At 70.5% G+C, this 22,288-nt stretch carries 21 protein-coding genes; 18 read left to right on the forward strand and 3 right to left on the reverse strand.

What is annotated here, in order from left to right; translation table 11 throughout:
- Window positions 1-25: 25 nt before the first annotated feature.
- The 13 genes from R2B67_RS31080 (at window position 26) to R2B67_RS31140 (ending at window position 13,881) form a co-directional block, all read left to right on the forward strand.
- Window positions 26-1,186, forward strand: a complete 1,161-nt coding sequence (locus R2B67_RS31080) for a glycosyltransferase family 4 protein (protein WP_317822605.1) — start codon at window positions 26-28, stop codon at window positions 1,184-1,186.
- Between the two features lie 69 nt (window positions 1,187-1,255).
- Window positions 1,256-1,804: a membrane protein gene (locus R2B67_RS31085; RefSeq protein ID WP_018515236.1), complete on the forward strand. Its 549-nt coding sequence runs from the start codon at window positions 1,256-1,258 to the stop codon at window positions 1,802-1,804.
- Between the two features lie 111 nt (window positions 1,805-1,915).
- Complete coding sequence (gene pdxS / locus R2B67_RS31090) at window positions 1,916-2,836, forward strand: pyridoxal 5'-phosphate synthase lyase subunit PdxS (protein ID WP_003970325.1); 921 nt, start codon at window positions 1,916-1,918, stop codon at window positions 2,834-2,836.
- 6 nt (window positions 2,837-2,842) lie between these two features.
- Window positions 2,843-3,436: a pyridoxal 5'-phosphate synthase glutaminase subunit PdxT gene (gene pdxT / locus R2B67_RS31095; RefSeq protein WP_026242064.1), complete on the forward strand. Its 594-nt coding sequence runs from the start codon at window positions 2,843-2,845 to the stop codon at window positions 3,434-3,436.
- Between the two features lie 61 nt (window positions 3,437-3,497).
- Window positions 3,498-4,250 carry a YebC/PmpR family DNA-binding transcriptional regulator gene (locus R2B67_RS31100; protein WP_026242063.1) on the forward strand — a complete coding sequence of 251 codons (753 nt, stop codon included), beginning with the start codon at window positions 3,498-3,500 and terminating at the stop codon, window positions 4,248-4,250.
- 181 nt (window positions 4,251-4,431) lie between these two features.
- The gene (gene ruvC / locus R2B67_RS31105; protein WP_026242062.1) at window positions 4,432-5,073 is read left to right on the forward strand and encodes a crossover junction endodeoxyribonuclease RuvC; all 642 of its coding nucleotides are present in this window, start codon (window positions 4,432-4,434) and stop codon (window positions 5,071-5,073) included.
- The gene (gene ruvA, locus R2B67_RS31110; protein ID WP_018515231.1) at window positions 5,070-5,696 is read left to right on the forward strand and encodes a Holliday junction branch migration protein RuvA; all 627 of its coding nucleotides are present in this window, start codon (window positions 5,070-5,072) and stop codon (window positions 5,694-5,696) included. The genes ruvC and ruvA overlap by 4 nt, the downstream gene beginning before the upstream one ends.
- A 30-nt stretch (window positions 5,697-5,726) precedes the next feature.
- The gene (gene ruvB, locus R2B67_RS31115) at window positions 5,727-6,812 is read left to right on the forward strand and encodes a Holliday junction branch migration DNA helicase RuvB (RefSeq protein WP_018515230.1); all 1,086 of its coding nucleotides are present in this window, start codon (window positions 5,727-5,729) and stop codon (window positions 6,810-6,812) included.
- Window positions 6,813-6,978: 166 nt separating this feature from the next.
- The gene (gene yajC / locus R2B67_RS31120) at window positions 6,979-7,479 is read left to right on the forward strand and encodes a preprotein translocase subunit YajC (protein ID WP_317822610.1); all 501 of its coding nucleotides are present in this window, start codon (window positions 6,979-6,981) and stop codon (window positions 7,477-7,479) included.
- A 150-nt stretch (window positions 7,480-7,629) separates the two neighbouring features.
- Entirely contained in the window at window positions 7,630-9,486 is a 1,857-nt protein-coding gene (gene secD / locus R2B67_RS31125) for a protein translocase subunit SecD (RefSeq protein WP_317822611.1), read from the forward strand.
- A gap of 1 nt (window position 9,487) precedes the next feature.
- Window positions 9,488-10,576: a protein translocase subunit SecF gene (secF, locus tag R2B67_RS31130; RefSeq protein WP_317822612.1), complete on the forward strand. Its 1,089-nt coding sequence runs from the start codon at window positions 9,488-9,490 to the stop codon at window positions 10,574-10,576.
- Window positions 10,576-11,127 carry an adenine phosphoribosyltransferase gene (locus R2B67_RS31135; RefSeq protein WP_018515226.1) on the forward strand — a complete coding sequence of 184 codons (552 nt, stop codon included), beginning with the start codon at window positions 10,576-10,578 and terminating at the stop codon, window positions 11,125-11,127. Before secF ends, R2B67_RS31135 begins: the two co-directional genes overlap by 1 nt.
- Before the next feature lie 147 nt (window positions 11,128-11,274).
- Entirely contained in the window at window positions 11,275-13,881 is a 2,607-nt protein-coding gene (locus R2B67_RS31140; protein WP_317822613.1) for a RelA/SpoT family protein, read from the forward strand.
- A 95-nt stretch (window positions 13,882-13,976) separates the two neighbouring features.
- Here R2B67_RS31140 and R2B67_RS31145 read toward each other — a convergent pair whose 3' ends face one another.
- Together R2B67_RS31145 and R2B67_RS31150 are read right to left on the reverse strand one after the other, a co-directional pair.
- On the reverse strand, window positions 13,977-15,206 hold the full coding sequence (locus R2B67_RS31145; protein WP_018515224.1) for a DUF349 domain-containing protein: 1,230 nt from the start codon (window positions 15,204-15,206) through the stop codon (window positions 13,977-13,979).
- A gap of 203 nt (window positions 15,207-15,409) precedes the next feature.
- Window positions 15,410-16,204, reverse strand: a complete 795-nt coding sequence (locus R2B67_RS31150; protein ID WP_317822615.1) for a peptidylprolyl isomerase — start codon at window positions 16,202-16,204, stop codon at window positions 15,410-15,412.
- Window positions 16,205-16,372: 168 nt separating this feature from the next.
- Here R2B67_RS31150 and R2B67_RS31155 point away from each other — a divergent pair, with 168 nt between their 5' ends.
- The 4 genes from R2B67_RS31155 (at window position 16,373) to R2B67_RS31170 (ending at window position 20,745) form a co-directional block, all read left to right on the forward strand.
- Complete coding sequence (locus R2B67_RS31155) at window positions 16,373-17,062, forward strand: MBL fold metallo-hydrolase (protein WP_237324940.1); 690 nt, start codon at window positions 16,373-16,375, stop codon at window positions 17,060-17,062.
- 21 nt (window positions 17,063-17,083) lie between these two features.
- Window positions 17,084-18,346: a histidine--tRNA ligase gene (hisS, locus tag R2B67_RS31160; RefSeq protein ID WP_317822617.1), complete on the forward strand. Its 1,263-nt coding sequence runs from the start codon at window positions 17,084-17,086 to the stop codon at window positions 18,344-18,346.
- A gap of 293 nt (window positions 18,347-18,639) precedes the next feature.
- Window positions 18,640-19,278: a vitamin K epoxide reductase family protein gene (locus R2B67_RS31165; protein ID WP_030574147.1), complete on the forward strand. Its 639-nt coding sequence runs from the start codon at window positions 18,640-18,642 to the stop codon at window positions 19,276-19,278.
- 99 nt (window positions 19,279-19,377) lie between these two features.
- Entirely contained in the window at window positions 19,378-20,745 is a 1,368-nt protein-coding gene (locus tag R2B67_RS31170) for a replication-associated recombination protein A (RefSeq protein ID WP_317822621.1), read from the forward strand.
- A gap of 22 nt (window positions 20,746-20,767) precedes the next feature.
- Here R2B67_RS31170 and R2B67_RS31175 read toward each other — a convergent pair whose 3' ends face one another.
- Complete coding sequence (locus tag R2B67_RS31175; RefSeq protein WP_151511543.1) at window positions 20,768-21,469, reverse strand: DUF2470 domain-containing protein; 702 nt, start codon at window positions 21,467-21,469, stop codon at window positions 20,768-20,770.
- Between the two features lie 191 nt (window positions 21,470-21,660).
- On the opposite strand from R2B67_RS31175, the gene rpsD reads away from it, so the two are divergent.
- Window positions 21,661-22,275, forward strand: coding sequence for a 30S ribosomal protein S4 (gene rpsD / locus R2B67_RS31180; protein ID WP_003970343.1), 615 nt, complete (start codon window positions 21,661-21,663; stop codon window positions 22,273-22,275).
- Window positions 22,276-22,288 lie beyond the last annotated feature (13 nt).

Genomic DNA, 22,288 nt, shown 5'->3' on the forward strand with positions numbered 1-22,288 from the left:
AGACCGGACTCCGGGGAGAGCGCACGTGAAGATCGGCATCGTCTGCCCGTACTCCTGGGACGTCCCCGGCGGCGTCCAGTTCCACATCCGGGACCTGGCCGAACACCTCATCGGGCTCGGCCACACCGTCTCCGTCCTGGCCCCGGCCGACGACGAGACCCCGCTGCCGCCGTACGTCGTCTCGGCGGGCCGGGCCGTCCCCGTCCCGTACAACGGCTCCGTCGCCCGGCTGAACTTCGGCTTCCTCTCGGCCGCCCGGGTCCGCCGCTGGCTCCACGACGGCACCTTCGACGTGATCCACATCCACGAGCCGACCTCCCCCTCGCTCGGCCTGCTCGCCTGCTGGTCGGCGCAGGGCCCGATCGTGGCCACCTTCCACACCTCCAACCCGCGCTCCCGGGCGATGATCGCCGCGTATCCGATCCTCCAGCCCGCCCTGGAGAAGATCAGCGCGCGGATCGCGGTGAGCGAGTACGCGCGGCGCACCCTGGTCGAGCACCTCGGCGGGGACGCCGTGGTCATCCCGAACGGTGTCGACGTCGGCTTCTTCGCCAAGGCCGAGCCGAAGGCCGAGTGGCAGGGCGCCACCCTCGGCTTCATCGGCCGCATCGACGAACCCCGCAAGGGCCTGCCCGTCCTGATGAAGGCGCTGCCCGCCATCCTCGCCGCCCACCCCGAGGCCCGGCTGCTGGTCGCGGGGCGCGGTGACGAGGAGGAGGCGGTGGCATCGCTGCCGAAGGAGCTGCGCGAGCGCGTGGAGTTCCTCGGCATGGTCAGCGACGACGACAAGGCCCGGCTGCTGCGCAGCGTCGATGTGTACGTGGCCCCGAACACGGGCGGCGAGAGCTTCGGCATCATCCTGGTCGAGGCGCTGTCGGCGGGAGCGCCGGTGCTCGCGAGCGACCTGGACGCCTTCGCGCAGGTGCTGGACCAGGGGGCGGCGGGCGACCTCTTCGCCAACGAGGACGCCGACGCGCTGGCCGCCGCCGCGATCCGGCTGCTGGGCGACCCGGAGCGCCGGGCCGGGCTGCGGGAGCGGGGCGAGGCGCACGTGCGGCGGTTCGACTGGGCGACGGTGGGGGCCGACATCCTCGCGGTGTACGAGACGGTGACGGACGGGGCCGCCTCGGTGGCGGAGGACGAGCGGTCGGGGCTGCGGGCCCGGTTCGGGCTGGCGCGGGACTGAGGAGCCCGCAGCGGGGCCGGGGCCGCCCGTTGAAAGGACCGGGCCCCGGCGACGGTAGCGTGTGCGACCGTGACCGTAACCCTCTTCGTCTGGATCGTCGTCGCCCTCATCGCGATCGGCGTCTACCTCAGCTGGACCGCTGGCCGCCTGGACCGCCTGCACTCCCGGATCGACGCCGCCCGCGCCGCACTCGACGCCCAACTCCTGCGCCGCGCCTCGGTCACCCAGGAGCTGGCCACCTCCGGCGTCCTGGACCCGGCCGCCTCCATCGTGCTGTACGAGGCCGCGCACGCCGCCCGGCAGGCCGAGGAGGACCACCGCGAGGTCGCCGAGAGCGAGCTGAGCACCGCCCTGCGCGCCGTCTTCGGCGAACCGGCCCAGGTGGAGGCGGTGAAGGAGGTCCCCGGCGGCGAGGACGCGGCCACCGAACTGGCCGCCGCCGTACGCCGCGTACCGATGGCCCGGCGCTTCCACAACGACTCCGTGCGCGCCGCCCGCGCCCTGCGCCGGCACCGCACCGTACGGCTGTTCCGGCTGGCCGGGCACGCCCCGTTCCCGCTCGCCTTCGAGATGGACGACGCCCCGCCGGTGGCGCTGGCGGACCGCCCGGGAACGTAGTCCTGGGTGGAAAACGATCCACGCCCTCCCCATTGGCCCTTGCTGTGGCCTGCTCCCACAGCGTTTCCTCGGTGACGCAGTAATTCAGCGTCTTTCACCGAGTGAGGTCCCGTGTCCACGCTTCCCAGCACCCCGCAGTCCGCCGAGTCCCCCGCCACCGGCACCGCCCGCGTCAAGCGCGGCATGGCCGAGCAGCTCAAGGGTGGCGTGATCATGGACGTCGTCGACGCCGAGCAGGCGAAGATCGCCGAGGACGCGGGCGCCGTGGCCGTCATGGCCCTGGAGCGGGTCCCGGCCGACATCCGCAAGGACGGCGGCGTGGCCCGGATGTCCGACCCCAACATGATCGAGGAGATCATCGGGGCCGTCTCCATCCCGGTCATGGCCAAGTCCCGCATCGGCCACTTCGTGGAGGCCCAGGTCCTCCAGTCCCTCGGTGTCGACTACATCGACGAGTCCGAGGTCCTGACCCCGGCCGACGAGGTCAACCACAGCGACAAGTTCGCCTTCACCACCCCCTTCGTCTGTGGCGCCACCAACCTGGGCGAGGCCCTGCGCCGCATCGCCGAGGGCGCGGCCATGATCCGCTCGAAGGGCGAGGCCGGCACCGGCAACGTCGTCGAGGCCGTTCGCCACCTGCGCCAGATCAAGAACGAGATCGCCCGCCTGCGCGGCTTCGACAACAACGAGCTGTACGCCGCCGCCAAGGACCTCCGCGCCCCCTACGAGCTGGTCAAGGAGGTCGCCGAGCTCGGCAAGCTGCCGGTCGTGCTGTTCTCCGCCGGTGGTGTCGCCACCCCCGCCGACGCCGCGCTGATGCGCCAGCTCGGTGCCGAGGGCGTCTTCGTCGGCTCCGGCATCTTCAAGTCCGGCGACCCGGCCAAGCGCGCCGCCGCCATCGTGAAGGCCACCACCTTCTACGACGACCCGAAGGTCATCGCGGACGCCTCCCGCAACCTGGGCGAGGCCATGGTCGGCATCAACTGCGACACCCTGCCCGAGTCCGAGCGCTACGCCAACCGCGGCTGGTAACCACTGATGAGCGATACCCCTGTGATCGGCGTCCTCGCACTCCAGGGCGACGTACGGGAACACCTGATCGCCCTGGCCTCGGCTGACGCCCTGGCCAGGCCGGTCCGGCGTCCCGAGGAGCTCGCCGAGGTCGACGGCCTGGTCATCCCGGGCGGCGAGTCCACCACCATGTCCAAGCTGGCGGTCCTCTTCGGCATGATGGAGCCGCTGCGTGAGCGGGTCCGGGCCGGGATGCCGGTCTACGGCACCTGCGCCGGGATGATCCTGCTGGCGGAGAAGATCCTGGACCCGCGGTCGGGCCAGGAGACCGTCGGCGGCATCGACATGATCGTGCGCCGCAACGCCTTCGGCCGGCAGAACGAGTCCTTCGAGGCCGCGGTCGAGGTCGCCGGGATCGACGGCGGCCCGGTGGAGGGCGTTTTCATCCGTGCCCCCTGGGTGGAGTCCGTCGGGGCCGAGGCCGAGGTCATCGCCGAGCACGGCGGCCACATCGTGGCCGTACGGCAGCGAAATGTCCTTGCCACGTCGTTCCATCCCGAACTGACCGGCGACCATCGCATGCACGCTCTGTTCGTGGACATGGTGCGCGCAGTGAAGTGAGCGGACCCCGGTAGGATCTCTCGGGTTCGACTCGATTTTGGTGACGCGAAGGAGAAGGCAGATGTCCGGCCACTCTAAATGGGCTACGACGAAGCACAAGAAGGCCGTGATTGACGCCAAGCGCGGCAAGCTCTTCGCGAAGCTGATCAAGAACATCGAGGTCGCGGCGCGTTCCGGCGGCGTGGACCCCGATGGCAACCCGACGCTCGTCGACGCCATCCAGAAGGCGAAGAAGAGCTCCGTCCCGAACAAGAACATCGACTCCGCGGTCAAGCGCGGCGGCGGTCTCGAAGCGGGCGGCGCCGACTACGAGACGATCATGTACGAGGGTTACGGCCCCAACGGTGTCGCGGTGCTCATCGAGTGCCTCACCGACAACCGCAACCGTGCCGCCTCCGACGTACGTGTCGCGATGACCCGGAACGGCGGCTCGATGGCCGACCCGGGCTCCGTCTCGTACCTCTTCAACCGCAAGGGCGTCGTCATCGTCCCCAAGGGCGAGCTGGGCGAGGACGACGTCCTCGGCGCCGTGCTCGACGCGGGTGCCGAGGAGGTCAACGACCTCGGTGAGACCTTCGAGGTGGTCAGCGAGGCCACCGACATGGTCGCGGTGCGCACCGCGCTCCAGGAGGCGGGCATCGACTACGACTCCGCCGAGGCCAACTTCCTGCCGACCATGCAGGTCGAGCTGGACGAAGAGGGCGCGCGCAAGATCTTCAAGCTCATCGACGCGCTGGAGGACAGCGACGACGTGCAGAACGTCTTCGCCAACTTCGACGTGTCAGACGAGGTCATGGAGAAGGTCGACGCCTGAGAGGCGCGACCGGCACAGCTCGCTGTGACGTGACGACGGGCCGACGGGGACACCCCGTCGGCCCGTCGTCGTGTCGGTTGCGGCGGTTCGGTTGCGACGCTTTGTCAGCGCGAGCCGATAGCCTGCGGGAACAGATGAACGAGTGAGCAGGCCGAGCGTCAAGGACAGGGGGGGGGGCTCCATGCGGGTTCTGGGGGTTGACCCGGGGCTGACCCGGTGCGGTGTCGGCGTGGTCGAAGGGGTCGCGGGCCGCCCGCTGACCATGATCGGCGTCGGCGTCGTGCGCACCCCCACCGACGCGGAGCTCGGCGACCGGCTCGTCGCCATCGAGCAGGGCATCGAACAGTGGCTGGACGAGCATTCCCCGGGTTACGTGGCCGTGGAGCGGGTCTTCGCCCAGCACAACGTCCGTACGGTGATGGGCACCGCCCAGGCCAGCGCGGTGGCCATGCTCTGCGCCGCCCGCCGGGGCATCCCGGTCGCCCTGCACACGCCCAGCGAGGTCAAGGCCGCCGTCACCGGATCGGGCCGTGCGGAGAAGGCACAGGTCGGTGCCATGGTGACCAGGCTGCTGAGGCTGGACGCGCCGCCCAAGCCCGCCGACGCCGCCGACGCCCTCGCGCTCGCGATCTGCCACATCTGGCGGGCACCCGCACAGAACCGGCTCCAGCAGGCGGTCGCCGCCCACCGCACCTCAGGAGCGCCCCACACGCTGGGCGCGTCCCGTACGCAGCCCACGCCCGGCATCTCCCGTACCCCTGGCGCATCCCGCACACCCGCCGCATCCCGCACGCCCCGCACGCTGAAAGGCCCCACCGCATGATCGCCTTCGTCTCCGGCCCGGTGGCCGCCCTCGCCCCGACCACGGCCGTCATCGAGGTCGGCGGTATCGGCATGGCCCTCCAGTGCACCCCGCAGACCCTGGCCGGCCTGCGCCTCGGCCAGGAGGCCAGGCTCGCCACCTCCCTCGTCGTCCGCGAGGACTCCCTCACCCTGTACGGCTTCGCCGACGACGACGAGCGCCAGGTCTTCGAGCTGCTCCAGACCGCCAGCGGCGTCGGTCCCCGGCTCGCCCAGGCCATGCTCGCCACCCACAGCCCCGACGCGCTCCGCCTCGCCGTCTCCACCGGCGACGAGAAGGCCCTCACGGCCGTCTCCGGCATCGGGAAGAAGGGCGCCCAGAAGCTGCTCCTCGAACTCAAGGACCGGCTCGGCGCACCGGTCGGCGCGCACATCGGCCAGCAGGGCGTCGCCGCACCCCACGCCGCCGGCTGGCGCGACCAGCTCCAGGCCGCGCTCATCGGCCTCGGCTACGCGAGCCGCGAGGCGGAGGAGGCCGTCAGCGCCGTGGCCCCGCAGGCCGAGGCCGCCGTCGCCGAGGGCACCGCACCCCCCGTGCCGCAGTTGCTGCGGGCCGCCCTGCAGACTCTCAACCGCGCACGCTGACCGGCACCGAACCACCGAAGAGGCCCCTGAATGAACTGGGACGAGACCGGACCCGAGACCGACGAGCCCACCGGGACCGTCTTCGACGACCGGCTGGTCGACGCGGACGCGGACGGCGAGGACACCGCGGTCGAGGCGGCCCTGCGCCCCAAGGACCTGGAGGAGTTCGTCGGCCAGGAGAAGGTCCGCGAACAGCTCGACCTGGTCCTCAAGGCGGCCCGCGCCCGCGGGGCCACCGCCGATCACGTGCTGCTCTCCGGCGCCCCGGGCCTGGGCAAGACCACCCTCTCGATGATCATCGCGGCGGAGATGAACGCCCCGATCCGGATCACCTCGGGCCCCGCCATCCAGCACGCCGGCGACCTCGCGGCGATCCTCTCCTCGCTCCAGGAGGGCGAGGTCCTCTTCCTCGACGAGATCCACCGCATGTCCCGGCCCGCCGAGGAGATGCTCTACATGGCGATGGAGGACTTCCGCGTCGACGTCATCGTCGGCAAGGGCCCCGGCGCCACCGCCATCCCCCTCGAACTGCCCCCGTTCACCCTGGTCGGCGCCACCACCCGGGCCGGACTCCTGCCGCCCCCGCTGCGCGACCGCTTCGGCTTCACCGGCCACATGGAGTTCTACGTCCCCGCCGAGCTGGAGCGCGTCATCCACCGCTCCGCCCGCCTCCTGGACGTCGAGATCGACGCCGACGGCGCCGCCGAGATCGCCGGCCGCTCCCGGGGCACCCCCCGTATCGCCAACCGCCTGCTGCGCCGCGTCCGGGACTACGCCCAGGTCAAGGCCGAGGGCATCATCGACCGGGAGATCGCCGCCGCGGCCCTGAAGGTGTACGAGGTCGACGCCCGCGGCCTCGACCGGCTGGACCGCGCGGTGCTCGGCGCCCTGCTGAAGCTCTTCGGCGGCGGCCCGGTCGGCCTGTCCACCCTCGCGGTCGCCGTGGGGGAGGAGCGCGAGACCGTCGAGGAGGTCGCCGAGCCCTTCCTCGTACGGGAAGGACTGCTGGCCAGGACCCCGCGCGGGCGGGTGGCCACGCCTGCGGCCTGGGCGCACCTGGGGCTCGTCCCGCCGCAGCACGGCGTAAGGGGACAAGAGGGCCTGTTCGGGGCGTGATGTGTCACAGGTTCGCGCGCACAGGAACCCCGGTGCCATGCTGGGCGTTGTTCCAACGATGCGGACTCATCTAGACTCCGCCGATGCCGCCCTTAAAGGTCGGTGTACCCACCCCCGTAAATACAGGCCGCATTCCAGCGCGGTCGTGCGAAGGAATTCCCGTCCCGTGGATATCTTGACTCTCCTCCCCTTCATCGTGCTCATCGGGGCCATGTTCCTGATGACCCGCTCCGCCAAGAAGAAGCAGGCGGCGGCCGCGCAGATGCGCAACGACATGCAGCCCGGCACCGGCGTCCGGACGATCGGGGGCATGTACGCGACCGTCAAGGAAGTCCACGACGACACCGTGCTCCTCGAGGTCGCCCCCGGCGTGCACGCCATCTACGCGAAGAACGCGGTCGGTGCCGTCCTGGACGACGCGGAGTACAACCGCATCGTGCACGGCGACGACGAGGAGCTGGACGCGGACGGCACGGTCGTTCCCGACGACGCCTCCTCGCTGACCGGTGAGCCGGACGCGGACAAGGCGGACATCGCCAAGATCGACCTGGGCAAGGACGAGGCGGCCGACAAGGACGCCGGGACCGGGACCGAGGACGCGGCGGCCAAGGACGCGAAGGACGCCAAGGGCGAGGGCAAGGCCGACGGCGAGGCCGACACCAAGTAGTTCTCACGATCCCGGGGACGTCGCGCGCCCACCGGCGCGCGGCGTCCCCGGGACCGTGCAGGTCGTCTGCGGGGGCGGGTCCCCACAACACTTCGTGGCCGCTCGGGCGCGTACCCGGCGCGGGGCGGTTGGACAGGGAGAAACGAGAAGGTGGCAGCACCCAAGAAGGGCCGAGGGCCGTCCGGCGGTCAGGGGAGGCCGGGGCGTGCCCTGGTTCTGATCCTCATCGCCATGGTCGCGCTCACCGGCGGGATGTTCCTGTCCGGGCACACCACGCCGAGGCTGGGCATCGACCTCGCCGGCGGGACGTCGATCACGCTCAAGGCGAAGAGCCAGCCCGGCAAGCCGAACGCGATCAACCCGACCAACATGGACACTGCGGTCGGGATCATCGAGCGGCGCGTCAACGGTCTGGGCGTCTCCGAGGCAGAGGTCCAGACCCAGGGCAGCGACAACATCATCGTCAACATCCCCAAGGGGACCAACTCCGAGCAGGCCAGGGAGCAGGTCGGTACGACCGCCCAGCTCTACTTCCGGCCCGTTCTGACGGTGGCGGCGAGCGGCCCCGAGCAGCCCGCGTCCTCCGGCTCCCCCACCCCTTCGGGCAGCGCCACGCCGAAGCCCGGTGAGTCCGCCACGTCGGACGACAAGGACAAGGGCAAGGGCGAGGAGGCCACCGGCGAGGAGGCCACCGGCGAGGAGGCCACCGGCGAGGAGGCCACCGGCGAGGAGGCCACCGGCGAGGAGGCCACCGGCGAGGAGGCCACTCCCTCCCCGAGCGCCACCACCCAGGGCCGTGCGGTCAGCGAGGGCCTCAAGAAGGCCCCCACCCCGACGCCCACCAACTCCGCCGAGCCCAAGCCGTCCGACTCTCCCGAAGCATCGCCCTCCGCGGACCCGGCGACGGCCAAGCTCCAGGAGGAGTTCACCAAGCTCAACTGCGCCGACCCCGAGCAGCGCGCGGCGGCGGGCAAGGACGCCCTGCCCACCGACTCCATCGTCGCCTGTGGCTCGAACGTCCCCGGCAGCTACGAGAAGTACATCCTCGGCCCGGCCGAGGTCTCCGGCGGCGACGTCGACGACGCCCAGGGCGCCATCGACCAGCAGACCGGTGAGTGGATCGTGTCGATGGAGTTCAGCTCCGCCGGCGCCAAGAAGTTCCAGACGATCACCAGCCGGCTCTCGCAGCAGCAGCCTCCGATGAACCAGTTCGCCATCGTCCTCGACGGTGAGGTCGTCTCCGCGCCCTCCGTGCGCACGGCGCTCAGCAAGAACGCCCAGATCTCCGGCAGCTTCGACCAGCAGTCGGCCGAGGACCTCGGCAACATCCTCTCCTACGGTGCGCTCCCGCTGACCTTCGAAGAGGTCAGCGTCACCACCGTGACCGCCGCCCTCGGCAGCGAGCAGCTCAAGGGCGGCCTGATCGCCGGCGGCATCGGTCTGGCGCTGGTCGTGATCTACCTGGTCGCCTACTACCGCGGGCTCGCGTTCATCGCCCTGCTCAGCCTGCTGGTCTCCGGCATCCTGACGTACACGATCATGTCCTTGCTGGGCCCGGCCATCGGCTTCGCGCTGAACCTGCCGGCGGTCTGTGGCGCCATCGTCGCCATCGGTATCACCGCGGACTCCTTCATCGTGTACTTCGAACGCGTGAGAGACGAGATCCGCGAGGGCCGCACCCTGCGCCCGGCCATCGAGCGCGCCTGGCCCCGGGCCCGGCGCACCATCCTGGTCTCCGACTTCGTGTCGTTCCTGGCGGCCGCGGTGCTCTTCCTCGTCACTGTCGGCAAGGTCCAGGGCTTCGCGTTCACGCTCGGCCTGACCACGCTGCTCGACGTCGTCGTGGTGTTCTTCTTCACCAAGCCCCTGATGACGCTGATGGGCCGCACCAAGTTCTTCTCCCAGGGCGGATCCTGGTCCGGTCTGGACCCGAAGCGGCTCGGCGCCCAGCCACCGCTGCGCCGCTCGCGCCGTGTCAGCGCTTCCACCGAACCGAAGGAGGCGTGAGATGTCGCGACTCGGCAATCTCGGCGCCCGGCTCTACCGAGGCGAGGTCGGTTACGACTTCATCCGCAACCGCAAGATCTGGTACGGCGTCTCGATACTGATCACCATCACGGCCATCGTCGCCGTGGCGGTCGGCGGCCTGAACATGGGCATCGAGTTCAAGGGCGGCGCGGTCTTCACGACCGACACCAAGGCCAAGATCTCCACGGCCCAGGCGACGGACGTGGCGACCGAGGCCTCGGGCCACATGGCCATCGTCCAGGAGCTCGGCAACGGTGGTCTCCGTATCCAGATCACCGAGGTCGACACGGCCAAGGCCAACGAGATCAAGGAGACCCTCTCCGACGAGCTCGGTATCCCGGCCGAGGAGATCAACGCCGACCTGGTCGGCCCCAGCTGGGGTGAGCAGATCGCCAACAAGGCCTGGACGGGGCTCGGGGTCTTCATGATCCTGGTGGTGGTCTACCTGGCCATCGCCTTCGAGTGGCGGATGGCCGTCGCCGCCCTCATCGCGCTGATCCACGACATCACCATCACGGTCGGTGTCTACGCGCTGGTCGGCTTCGAGGTCACCCCGGGTACGGTGATCGGTCTGCTGACCATCCTCGGTTACTCCCTGTACGACACGGTGGTGGTCTTCGACAGCCTCAAGGAGGGCCAGAAGGACATCACCAAGCAGACCCGCTTCACGTACAGCGAGATCGCCAACCGGTCGATCAACAGCACGCTGGTCCGCTCGATCAACACCACGGTGGTCGCGCTGCTGCCGGTGGCCGGCCTGCTGTTCATCGGTGGCGGTGTCCTCGGCGCCGGCATGCTGAACGACATCTCGCTGTCGCTCTTCGTCGGCCTCGCCGCCGGTGCGTACTCCTCGATCTTCATCGCCACGCCGCTCGTCGCCGACCTCAAGGAGCGCGAGCCGCAGATGAAGGCCCTGAAGAAGCGGGTGCTGGCCAAGCGCGCGGCCGCCGCCGCCCGGGGCGAGTCCCCGGAGGACAACGGTCCCGAGGAGCCGCGTGAGGACGCCGCGACCGCGGGCACGGCCATCGGCCGTCCGCGTTCGCACGGCCGCACGCCGGGGAAGCGCTGATGACCAGCACCACCGAATCCACCAGGGAGCTGCTGCTCAGCCGGATCCGCGATGTCGCGGACTATCCGAAGCCGGGTGTGGTGTTCAAGGACATCACCCCGCTGCTGGCGGACCCGGTGGCCTTCACGGCGCTCACCGACGCCCTCGCGGAGCTGTGCGTACGGCACGGCGCCACGAAGATCGTCGGCCTGGAGGCCCGCGGCTTCATCCTGGCCGCGCCCGTCGCGATCCGGGCGGGCATCGGCTTCGTGCCGGTCCGCAAGGCCGGGAAGCTCCCCGGAGCCACGCTCGCCCAGGCGTACGAGCTGGAGTACGGCAGCGCGGAGATCGAGATCCACGCCGAGGACCTCGTCCCCGAGGACCGGATCATGGTCATCGACGACGTCCTGGCCACCGGCGGCACCGCCGAGGCCTCGCTGGAGCTCATCCGGCGGGCCGGAGCCCAGGTCGCCGGCGTCTCAGTCCTCATGGAGCTCGGCTTCCTGTCGGGCCGGGCCCGGCTGGAGCCGGGGCTGCGGGGCGCTCCGCTGGAAGCGCTGATCACGGTCTGAGAACCTCCGAACGGAAAGGGCGGGCACCTGGGAACATCCGGGTGCCCGCCCTTCGTTGTCGTAGCTCCACCGTCCCCGGGAGAGGTCCCGCCGGGGGATCGTTACCATGGGCTCTCCGGGTACCCCGGATCCGCACGAGGAGCGCTCTTGCCAGACGAGGCCCAGTCAGCCGCCGCCCCGCAGCCCGACAAGCCCGTGGCGTCCCCCGCCACGCCCCAGAAGGCCGCGCCCTCGAACGCGCCGAAGCCCGCGCCCCCCGAGCCCGAGGCACGCCCCACGCGCCCCCAGGACGCGGCCGAGCCCTCCGGAGCGACGAAACCGGCCACGCCCGGGAGCCCCCAGCCGAAGGCCCAGCCCCCCGCCGGACCGGCCGCCGCACCGCAGCCGAAGCCCCCGGCCCCGACGCCCCCGGCCCCCGTGAAGCCCGCCGTCCCGGCCGGTGCCGTCCCCCGCTCCGGCGGCTCCTCCAACCGCGTGCGGGCCCGCCTCGCCCGACTGGGTGTACAGCGCTCCAGCCCGTACAACCCGGTTCTGGAGCCTCTCCTCCGTACGGTCCGGGGCAACGACCCCAAGATCGAGACGGCCACCCTCCGCCAGATCGAGCGCGCCTACCAGGTGGCCGAGCGCTGGCACCGCGGCCAGAAGCGCAAGAGCGGCGACCCGTACATCACGCACCCCCTCGCCGTCACCACGATCCTCGCCGAGCTGGGCATGGATCCGGCCACGCTGATGGCCGGGCTGCTGCACGACACCGTCGAGGACACCGAGTACGGCCTGGACACCCTCAAGCGCGAGTTCGGCGACCAGGTCGCCCTCCTCGTCGACGGCGTCACCAAGCTCGACAAGGTCAAGTTCGGCGAGGCCGCCCAGGCCGAGACCGTACGCAAGATGGTCGTCGCCATGGCCAAGGATCCCCGGGTCCTGGTCATCAAGCTCGCGGACCGCCTGCACAACATGCGCACGATGCGCTACCTCAAGCGGGAGAAGCAGGAGAAGAAGGCCCGCGAGACGCTGGAGATCTACGCCCCGCTGGCACACCGGCTGGGCATGAACACCATCAAGTGGGAGCTGGAGGACCTCGCCTTCGCGATCCTCTACCCCAAGATGTACGACGAGATCGTCCGCCTCGTCGCCGAGCGGGCCCCCAAGCGCGACGAATACCTCGCCATAGTGACCGACGAGGTCCAGGCCGACCTGCGTGCCGCCCGCATCAAGGCCACCGTCACCGGCCGCCCCAAGCACTACTACAGCGTCTACCAGAAGATGATCGTGCGAGGCCGCGACTTCGCCGAGATCTACGACCTGGTCGGCATCCGCGTCCTCGTCGACACCGTCCGCGACTGCTACGCGGCGCTCGGGACCGTCCACGCCCGGTGGAACCCGGTGCCCGGGCGGTTCAAGGACTACATCGCGATGCCCAAGTTCAACATGTACCAGTCGCTGCACACCACGGTGATCGGTCCCAGCGGCAAGCCCGTCGAGCTCCAGATCCGTACGTTCGACATGCACCGCCGCGCCGAGTACGGCATCGCCGCGCACTGGAAGTACAAGCAGGAGGCCGTCGCCGGCGCCTCCAAGGTGCGCACCGACGTCCCCAAGAACACCGGCCGCGGCCAGGACACCGTCAACGACATGGCGTGGCTGCGCCAGCTCCTGGACTGGCAGAAGGAGACCGAGGACCCCAGCGAGTTCCTGGAGTCCCTGCGCTTCGACCTCTCGCGCAACGAGGTCTTCGTCTTCACGCCGAAGGGCGACGTGATAGCGCTGCCCGCCGGCGCGACCCCCGTCGACTTCGCGTACGCCGTCCACACCGAGGTCGGCCACCGGACCATAGGAGCACGGGTCAACGGGCGGCTCGTCCCGCTCGAATCGACCCTCGACAACGGCGACCTGGTGGAGGTCTTCACCTCCAAGGCGGCCGGCGCCGGACCCTCCCGGGACTGGCTCGGCTTCGTCAAGTCACCGCGCGCCCGCAACAAGATCCGCGCCTGGTTCTCCAAGGAGCGCCGCGACGAGGCCATCGAGCAGGGCAAGGACGCCATCGCGCGGGCCATGCGCAAGCAGAACCTGCCGATCCAGCGCATCCTGACCGGCGACTCCCTGGTCACCCTCGCCCACGAGATGCGCTACCCCGACATCTCCTCGCTGTATGCGGCGATCGGCGAGGGCCATGTCGCGGCGGCCGGTGTCGTACAGAAGCTGGTGCAGGCCCTCGGCGGCCACGACGAGGCCAACGAAGACCTCGCCGAGTCCACCCCGCCCTCGCACGGCCGCAGTAAACGCCGCGCCAACGCCGACCCCGGCGTCGTCGTCAAGGGCGTCGAGGACGTCTGGGTCAAGCTCGCCCGCTGCTGTACGCCCGTCCCCGGCGACCCGATCATCGGCTTCGTCACCCGGGGCAGCGGCGTCTCCGTGCACCGCGCCGACTGCGTCAACGTGGAGTCGCTCTCGCAGCAGCCCGAGCGGATCCTCGACGTCGAATGGGCCCCCACCCAGTCCTCGGTCTTCCTGGTCGCCATCCAGGTCGAGGCGCTGGACCGCTCCCGGCTCCTCTCCGACGTCACCCGGATCCTCTCGGACCAGCACGTGAACATCCTGTCGGCGGCCGTCCAGACCTCCCGCGACCGGGTCGCCACCTCGCGCTTCACCTTCGAGATGGGCGACCCGAAGCACCTGGGCCACGTCCTGAAGGCCGTACGAGGCGTGGAGGGCGTCTACGACGTCTACCGGGTCACGTCGGCCCGCAGGCCGTAAGAAGGGCACTCGGCCCGCAGGCCGTAACAGCGGCAACGCGGAAAGGCCCCGGTACGCATCGCGTACCGGGGCCTTTCGACAGCCGTGCAGCCGTATCAGCCGCCGAACTCCTCCAGGCCCTTGAGCGCCTGGTCCAGCAGCGCCTGGCGGCCCTCCAGCTCCTTGGCCAGCTTGTCCGCGCGGGCGTTGTTGCCTTGGGCGCGCGCGGTGTCGATCTGGCCGCGCAGCTTGTCCACGGCCGCCTGGAGCTGACCGGTCAGACCCGCGGCGCGGGCGCGCGCCTCCGGGTTCGTCCGGCGCCACTCGGACTCCTCGGACTCCTGGAGCGCCCGCTCCACCGCCTGCATCCGGCCCTCGACCTTGGGCCGGGCGTCACGCGGTACGTGGCCGATGGCCTCCCAGCGCTCGTTGATGGACCGGAACGCGGCGCGGGCCGCCTTCAGGTCCTTCACCGGCACCAGCTTCTCGGCCTCGGCGGCGAGCTCCTCCTTGAGCTTGAGGTTCTCGCCCTGCTCGGCGTCCCGCTCCGCGAAGACCTCGCTGCGGGCGGCGAAGAAGACGTCCTGGGCGCCGCGGAAGCGGTTCCAGAGGTCGTCCTCGGCCTCGCGCTGGGCGCGGCCCGCCGCCTTCCACTCGGTCATCAGGTCGCGGTAGCGCGCGGCCGTGGTCACCCAGTCCGTGGAGCCGGACAGTGCCTCGGCCTCGGTGACCAGCTTCTCCTTGGCCTTACGGGCGTCCTCGCGCTGGGCGTCCAGCGCGGCGAAGTGGGCCTTGCGCCGCTTGGAGAACGCCGAGCGGGCGTGCGAGAAGCGGTGCCACAGCTCGTCGTCCGACTTGCGGTCCAGGCGGGGGAGACCCTTCCAGGTGTCCACCAGTGCCCGCAGCCGCTCACCGGCCGACCGCCACTGCTCGCTCTGCGCCAGCTCCTCCGCCTCGGCGACCAGCGCCTCCTTGGCGTGCTTGGCCTCGTCGGTCTGCTTGGCCTTGAGGACCTTGCGCTCCTCACGCCGCGCCTCGACCGTCGCCACGAGCGCGTCCAGCCGCTTGCGCAGCGCGTCCAGGTCGCCCACCGCGTGGTGCTCGTCCACCTGCTGGCGCAGGTGGTCGATCGCGGTCGTCGCGTCCTTCGCCGACAGATCGGTGGTCTTCACCCGCCGTTCGAGGAGGCCGATCTCGACCACAATGCCGTCGTACTTGCGCTCGAAATAGGCCAGAGCCTCCTCAGGCGAACCGGCCTGCCACGATCCGACGACCTGCTCGCCGTCGGCTGTACGCACGTACACGGTGCCCGTCTCGTCGACGCGGCCCCACGGGTCGCTGCTCACAGCGCCTCCTCCACCTGATGCCTACGAGGGGGTTCGCCCCCCGGGCATCGTCCACAGTTTCCTCGGGCGGGCCTCGCCCGCCCTGCACAACGCCAATCTAGGCGACCGGCCACCCGGCTGTCCGCACTCCGCGCGGCCGAAATTATCCGCTCCCGCCCGGCGGCCCCGGGGTACGCGAGGCGTCCCGGGGCCGTGCGGCCGGATCAGCTCTTCTTCACGGTCGCCTTCTCGATCTCCACGGCCTTCTTCGGCGCACCGTCGCCCGCGCCGCCCTCGACACCCGCGGCGCCGACCTTCTCCACGTTCTTCAGGGAGTCCTTGTCGAGCTTGCCGAACGGGGTGTACGTGGGGGGCAGCTTGGTGTCCTTGTAGACCAGGAAGAACTGGCTGCCGCCGGTGCCCGGCTGGCCGGTGTTGGCCATCGCCACCGTGCCCGCGGGGAACGTCACGGTGCCGTCGTCGCCCGCCTTGCCGAGCGCCGTGAGGTTCTCGTCCGGGATGTTGTAGCCGGGACCGCCCGTGCCGTCACCCTTCGGGTCACCGCACTGCAGGACGAAGATGCCCTGCGTGGTGAGGCGGTGGCACTTCGTCCCGTCGAAGTAGCCCTTGTCGGCCAGCGCCTTGAAGGAGTTCACCGTCTGCGGGGTCTTCGCCGCGTCCATGGCGAACGCCATCTCGCCCTGGCTCGTCCCCAGCGACATCGTGTACGTCGCCTTCTTGTCGATCTTCATCGGCGGCAGGGGAGCCTTGCTCTCGCTCTCCGAGGGCGTCGGCTCCGGGCTCTGGCTCGCCGCCGCGTCGGTCTTCTTGTCGTCCTTGCCGTCGTCCTTGCCCGCCACGACGAACGCGCTCACCCCGACGACGGCGACCACGGCCACCGAGGCCGCGACGATCGCGGTGATGCGCCTCGTCCTGAGACGGGCTTCCTCCCGGCGCTTCTGCTGGCGCTCGAACTTCTCCCGGGCGAGCTGCCGCCGCCGCTGTTCGCTGCTGGACACCGGTTGGGCTCCTTGTTACGTCGTGACGTCGGGGGTACGTCGTGGGATTCGGGGCTGGGCTGCCCGTACCGTATATGGGTTACCTGTGTCATGAGGAGCGCCGGTAGGCTCTGATCTGCTGCATCCTTCGCCGCTGCCGCATCCTCCGGACGAACATTAAGGACGATCGTGCTCATTGCCGGGTTCCCCGCCGGGGCCTGGGGGACCAATTGCTACCTGGTCGCCCCCGCCGCCGGTGAGGAGTGCGTGATCATCGACCCGGGCCACCAGGCCGCCCAGGGCGTCGAGGAAGCGCTGAAGAAGCATCGGCTCAAGCCCGTCGCCGTCGTGCTCACCCACGGCCACATCGACCATGTCGCCTCGGTCGTCCCCGTCTGCGGCGCCCATGACGTCCCCGCCTGGATCCACCCCGAGGACCGCTACATGATGAGCGACCCGGAGAAGGCGCTCGGCCGCTCCATCGGGATGCCGCTCATGGGCGAGCTGACCGTGGGGGAGCCGGACGACGTCAAGGAGCTGACCGACGGGTCGAAGCTGACCCTGGCCGGGCTGGAGTTCGGCGTCTCGCACGCGCCCGGCCATACCAAGGGGTCGGTGACGTTCGGGATGCCCGAGGCCGCGGACATTCCGCCGGTCCTCTTCTCGGGCGACCTGCTCTTCGCCGGCTCCGTCGGACGTACCGACCTGCCCGGCGGCGACCACGCCGAGCTCCTCGAGTCGCTGGCCCGTGTGTGCCTGCCGCTCGACGACTCGACCGTGGTGCTGTCCGGCCACGGCCCCCAGACGACCATCGGCCGCGAGCGCGCCACCAACCCGTTCATGAACGGTCTGGACGCGTCGCCGCGCCGAGGACTGTAGAAGACGAGAGACGCAAACCACGTGAGCACCTTTCAGGCCCCCAAGGGCACGTACGACCTGACCCCGCCGGACTCCGCGAAGTTCCTGGCGGTGCGCGAGGCCATCTCCGCGCCCCTGCGCGACTCCGGCTACGGCTACATCGAGACACCCGGCTTCGAGGACGTCGAGCTCTTCGCGCGCGGTGTCGGTGAGTCCACCGACATCGTCACCAAGGAGATGTACACCCTCACCACCAAGGGTGGCTCCCAGCTGGCCCTGCGCCCCGAAGGCACCGCGTCCGTCCTGCGCGCGGCCCTGCAGGCCAACCTCCACAAGGCCGGCAACCTCCCCGTAAAGCTCTGGTACGCCGGCTCGTACTACCGCTACGAACGCCCGCAGAAGGGCCGCTACCGCCACTTCTCGCAGGTCGGCGCCGAGGCCATCGGCACCGAGGACCCGGTCCTGGACGCCGAGCTGATCATCCTCGCCGACCAGGCGTACCGCTCGCTCGGCCTGCGCCAGTTCCGCATCCTGCTCAACTCGCTCGGCGACAAGGAGTGCCGCCCCGTCTACCGCGAGGCGCTCCAGACCTTCCTGCGCGACCTCGACCTCGACGATGAGACCCGCCGCCGCATCGAGATCAACCCGCTGCGCGTCCTGGACGACAAGCGGCCCGACGTACAGAAGCAGCTCACCGACGCGCCCAAGCTCCGCGACTACCTCTGCGACGCCTGCAAGGCGTACCACGAGGAGGTCCGCGCGCTGCTGACGGCGGCCGGAGTCGTGTACGAGGACGACGAGAAGCTCGTCCGCGGCCTCGACTACTACACCCGCACCACCTTCGAGTTCGTCCACGACGGCCTGGGCTCCCAGTCCGCGGTGGGTGGCGGCGGCCGCTACGACGGCCTCTCCGAGATGATCGGCGGCCCCGCGCTGCCGTCGGTCGGCTGGGCCCTCGGCGTGGACCGCACGGTCCTCGCCCTGGAGGCCGAGGGCGTCGAGCTCGACCTGCCCGTCACCACCAGCGTCTACGCGGTCCCGCTCGGCGAGGAGGCCCGCCGGGCCCTCTTCACCGTCGTCACCGAGCTGCGCCGCGCGGGCATCGCCGCCGACTTCGCCTTCGGCGGCCGCGGCCTGAAGGGCGCCATGAAGAGCGCCAACCGCTCGGGCGCCCGCTACACCCTGGTCGCGGGCGAACGCGATCTGGCCGAGGGCGTCGTCCAGCTCAAGGACATGGAGTCCGGCGAGCAGAGCGCGGTGCCGCTGGCCGAGGTCGTCGCGGAGTTGGCGAAGCTGCTGGGCTGACGAAGCGGCTGGGCCGAGGCACGGCGCAGCGGGGCGCGGTGGGGGACGGGTTTCACGGTCCCCCACCGCGCTTCTGTCGTTGCGTGCCCGGCCTCGTACGTCAACACGGAGAAGCCTGATTCATCCTGCCGAACCGTTTCCGACCCAAGAAGCCCGGACCGTGCCGGGGCCCGGTGGGTGGGCTGTGCCCCGCCCACCGGCCGTACACCTTTATGTCCACCGAACGGCTGACCCGTCCGGGGGTGCGGCACAATGACCGTGCCCGGCTGACCACTCAGTGATGGAACGGCGATATGACGACTGCAGCGGTAGACCACCACTCCCCGTCCCACCTGGACGAGGACGGCGGCAAGCGCACCTTCGGGGCCGGACGGGGACTCGCCCTGCTCCTGGTGATCACCGGCGCGGCCGGTCTGCTGGCCTCCTGGGTCATCACCATCGACAAGTTCAAGCTGCTGGAGGACCCCTCCTTCACGCCCGGCTGCAGCCTCAACCCGGTCGTTGCGTGCGGCAACATCATGAAGAGCGAGCAGGCCTCGGCGTTCGGGTTCCCCAACCCGATGCTCGGCCTGGTCACGTACGGCATGGTCATCGCCATCGGGATCGGCCTGCTCGCCGGCGCCCGCTACCGCAGCTGGTTCTGGCTCGGGCTCAACGCGGGCACCCTGTTCGGCGTCGGCTTCTGCACCTGGCTCCAGTACCAGTCGCTGTACAACATCAACTCGCTCTGCCTGTGGTGCTGCCTGGCCTGGGTCGCGACGATCATCATGTTCTGCTACGTGACCACGCACAACGTCAAGCACCGCATCCTCCCCGCGCCCGCGTGGCTGCGCAGCGGGCTGACCGAGTTCCACTGGGTGCCGCCGGTGCTGTGGATCGGGATCATCGGGATGCTGATCCTGACGCGCTGGTGGGACTTCTGGACCAGCTGAGAAGCACCTACCAATTCGGTAGGTGCTTCTGGACCAGCTGAGCCCCGTCCGCCCACCGGCCCGACGGCACTGTCAGTGGGGTCGCATAGGCTTCATGACGTGGAGCCCGACCTCTTTACCGCAGCCGCCGAAGACCGCCAGGAGAAGGACCCGTCCAGCAGCCCCCTCGCTGTCCGGATGCGTCCGCGAGTCCTGGACGAGGTCGTCGGCCAGCAGCATCTGCTGAAGCCGGGGTCGCCGCTGCGCCGGCTCGTCGAGGGGAGCGGCGGTCCGGCCGGCGCGTCGTCGGTGATCCTGTGGGGCCCGCCCGGCACCGGGAAGACGACTCTGGCGTACGTGGTCAGCAAGGCCACCAACAAGCGCTTCGTGGAGCTCTCCGCGATCACCGCGGGCGTCAAGGAGGTCCGGGCCGTCATCGAGAGCGCGCGGCGTGCCACCGGTGGCTTCGGCAAGGAGACCGTCCTCTTCCTGGACGAGATCCACCGCTTCTCCAAGGCCCAGCAGGACTCCCTGCTCCCCGCCGTGGAGAACCGCTGGGTGACCCTGATCGCCGCCACCACGGAGAATCCGTACTTCTCGATCATCTCCCCGCTGCTCTCGCGCTCCCTGCTGCTCACCCTGGAGCCGCTCACCGACGACGACCTGCGGGGTCTGCTGCGCCGGGCGCTGACCGACGAGCGCGGGCTCGGGGGAGCCGTCACCCTGCCCGAGGACGCGGAGGCGCACCTCCTGCGCATCGCGGGCGGCGACGCGCGCCGGGCGCTCACGGCCCTGGAGGCGGCGGCCGGTGCGGCGCTCGCCACGCACGAGGCGGAGATCACGCTGGAGACGGTCGAGGCGACCGTCGACCGGGCCGCCGTGAAGTACGACCGCGACGGCGACCAGCACTACGACGTGGCCAGCGCGCTCATCAAGTCCATCCGCGGCTCCGACGTGGACGCCGCCCTGCACTATCTGGCCCGGATGATCGAGGCGGGGGAGGACCCCCGGTTCATCGCCCGGCGGCTGATGATCTCCGCCAGCGAGGACATCGGCCTCGCCGACCACACCGCCCTGCCGACGGCGGTGGCGGCCGCCCAGGCCGTCGCGATGATCGGATTCCCGGAGGCTGCGCTGACCCTCAGCCACGCCACGATCGCCCTCGCGCTCGCGCCGAAGTCCAACGCGGCGACGCTCGCGATCTCCGCCGCGCAGGAGGATGTGCGCAAGGGGCTCGCGGGACCCGTCCCGGCCCATCTGCGGGACGGGCACTACAAGGGCGCCGCCAAGCTCGGCCACGCCCAGGGCTATGTCTATCCGCACGACGTCCAGGGCGGTATCGCCGCCCAGCAGTACGCGCCGGACGCGGTCCGCGACCGGCTGTACTACACCCCCACCCGGCACGGCGCGGAGGCGCGGTACGCGGACGTGGTCGAGCGGGTCCGCGAGCGCCTGGGCCGTACTCCCCAAGGCGCGGACCCGTCCTGACCCGACGGCGGCGGTCCCGGAATCAGGACGCGGCCGCCTCGAAGAGGGTGTGCATCGCGCGGCGCAGCTCGGTGACGTCCCGTACCGGCTCCGGGAACTCGAAGCGGGCGTCGAAGCACGACCCCTTGTCCTCCACGAAGCGCACCCGCAGCCCGAAGCGGTCCAGCGCCACGGGCACGGCGGTGGGCTGGTGGGAGGAGCAGGCCCGCGCCGTGCGCTCGCCCAGCAGCCCGCACAGGGTGCGCATCTGGTCGTCGTGGGCGGAGTGCAGGTGCTGGAGCAGCTCCGCCTCGTGGCCGGCGAGCGGATCGGGGGCGGCGTCCCGGAAGTCCTCCGCCTCGATGTCCTCGGCGCCCCAGAGGTCGTCCACGTACGCCTCTCCGAACTCCAGGCGCAGCATCATGCGGCCCGGTTCCGCGAGGCCGGGTACGGAGGTGAGCCAGCCGGAGACCCAGGCGCGGCCGCGGATACGGTGGGGTACGGAGACCGGGGCGACGTCCGTGATCTCCAGCACGGCCGTCAGCTCGTCGCCCTGTGCGTGGGTCGCGGCCCGAACTGCCGGGGAATCCGCCGGGAATTCGAGGAACAGGTCACCCTCCGGCCCGACGCTCCTGCTGTCCGGGACCAGGGGTTCGGCACGGGCCAGATCGAGCCCCGGTACGACGAGCAGCGCGGAGCAGGTACTCTGTACGAGAGTTCGTGTGCGCTCGGCTGCTGACGGCATCCGAGTGGTATCAAGCCCGCTGGGACGCGGCTGACCACGATCAGATCGGCCTTCCGTCGTAGCAGCACCCTCTGAAGAGGTGCTGCCGCTGTCTGTGCTGTCCGTGACGTGAGTGGTGTTCCCAGGGCGAGACATGCGATCTCCTTGAGTAAGGTAAGCCTAACCTAACCTACAACGGAGGTCTGGAGAACGTGCCTAACCAGTCGCGTCCCAAGGTCAAGAAGTCGCGTGCCCTCGGCATCGCTCTGACGCCCAAGGCTGTCAAGTACTTCGAAGCGCGTCCGTACCCGCCGGGCGAGCACGGCCGTGGCCGCAAGCAGAACTCGGACTACAAGGTCCGTCTGCTGGAGAAGCAGCGCCTGCGTGCGCAGTACGACATCAGCGAGCGCCAGATGGCGCGCGCCTACGACCGCGCCAAGAAGGCCGAAGGCAAGACGGGCGAGGCGCTGGTCGTCGAGCTCGAGCGCCGTCTCGACGCCCTGGTCCTGCGTTCGGGCATCGCCCGCACCATCTACCAGGCCCGTCAGATGGTCGTCCACGGCCACATCGAGGTCAACGGCGGCAAGGTCGACAAGCCGTCCTTCCGCGTGCGCCCGGACGACATCGTCCAGGTCCGCGAGCGCAGCCGCTCCAAGGTCCCCTTCCAGGTGGCCCGCGAGGGTGGCTACGACACCGACGGTGAGACCCCGCGCTACCTCCAGGTGAACCTGAAGGCCCTGGCCTTCCGCCTGGACCGGGACCCGAACCGCAAGGAGATCCCGGTGATCTGCGACGAGCAGCTCGTCGTCGAGTACTACGCCCGCTGATCCAGGCGTAGCC

Origin of the sequence: Streptomyces cyaneofuscatus (assembly GCF_033109485.1) — a bacterium.
In the GTDB taxonomy this organism is placed as follows: domain Bacteria; phylum Actinomycetota; class Actinomycetes; order Streptomycetales; family Streptomycetaceae; genus Streptomyces; species Streptomyces cyaneofuscatus.

Excerpts from the sequence above, each read along its gene's own strand:
- ruvA (WP_018515231.1), top strand. The coding sequence starts at position 5,070 with ATGATCGCCTTCGTCTCCGGCCCGGTGGCCGCCCTCGCCCCGACCACG.
- R2B67_RS31135 (WP_018515226.1), top strand. The coding sequence starts at position 10,576 with ATGACCAGCACCACCGAATCCACCAGGGAGCTGCTGCTCAGCCGGATC.
- ruvC (WP_026242062.1), top strand. The coding sequence starts at position 4,432 with ATGCGGGTTCTGGGGGTTGACCCGGGGCTGACCCGGTGCGGTGTCGGC.
- pdxT (WP_026242064.1), top strand. The coding sequence starts at position 2,843 with ATGAGCGATACCCCTGTGATCGGCGTCCTCGCACTCCAGGGCGACGTA.
- ruvB (WP_018515230.1), top strand. The coding sequence starts at position 5,727 with ATGAACTGGGACGAGACCGGACCCGAGACCGACGAGCCCACCGGGACC.
- secF (WP_317822612.1), top strand. The coding sequence starts at position 9,488 with ATGTCGCGACTCGGCAATCTCGGCGCCCGGCTCTACCGAGGCGAGGTC.
- R2B67_RS31100 (WP_026242063.1), top strand. The coding sequence starts at position 3,498 with ATGTCCGGCCACTCTAAATGGGCTACGACGAAGCACAAGAAGGCCGTG.
- R2B67_RS31165 (WP_030574147.1), top strand. The coding sequence starts at position 18,640 with ATGACGACTGCAGCGGTAGACCACCACTCCCCGTCCCACCTGGACGAG.
- R2B67_RS31175 (WP_151511543.1), bottom strand. The coding sequence starts at position 21,469 with ATGCCGTCAGCAGCCGAGCGCACACGAACTCTCGTACAGAGTACCTGC.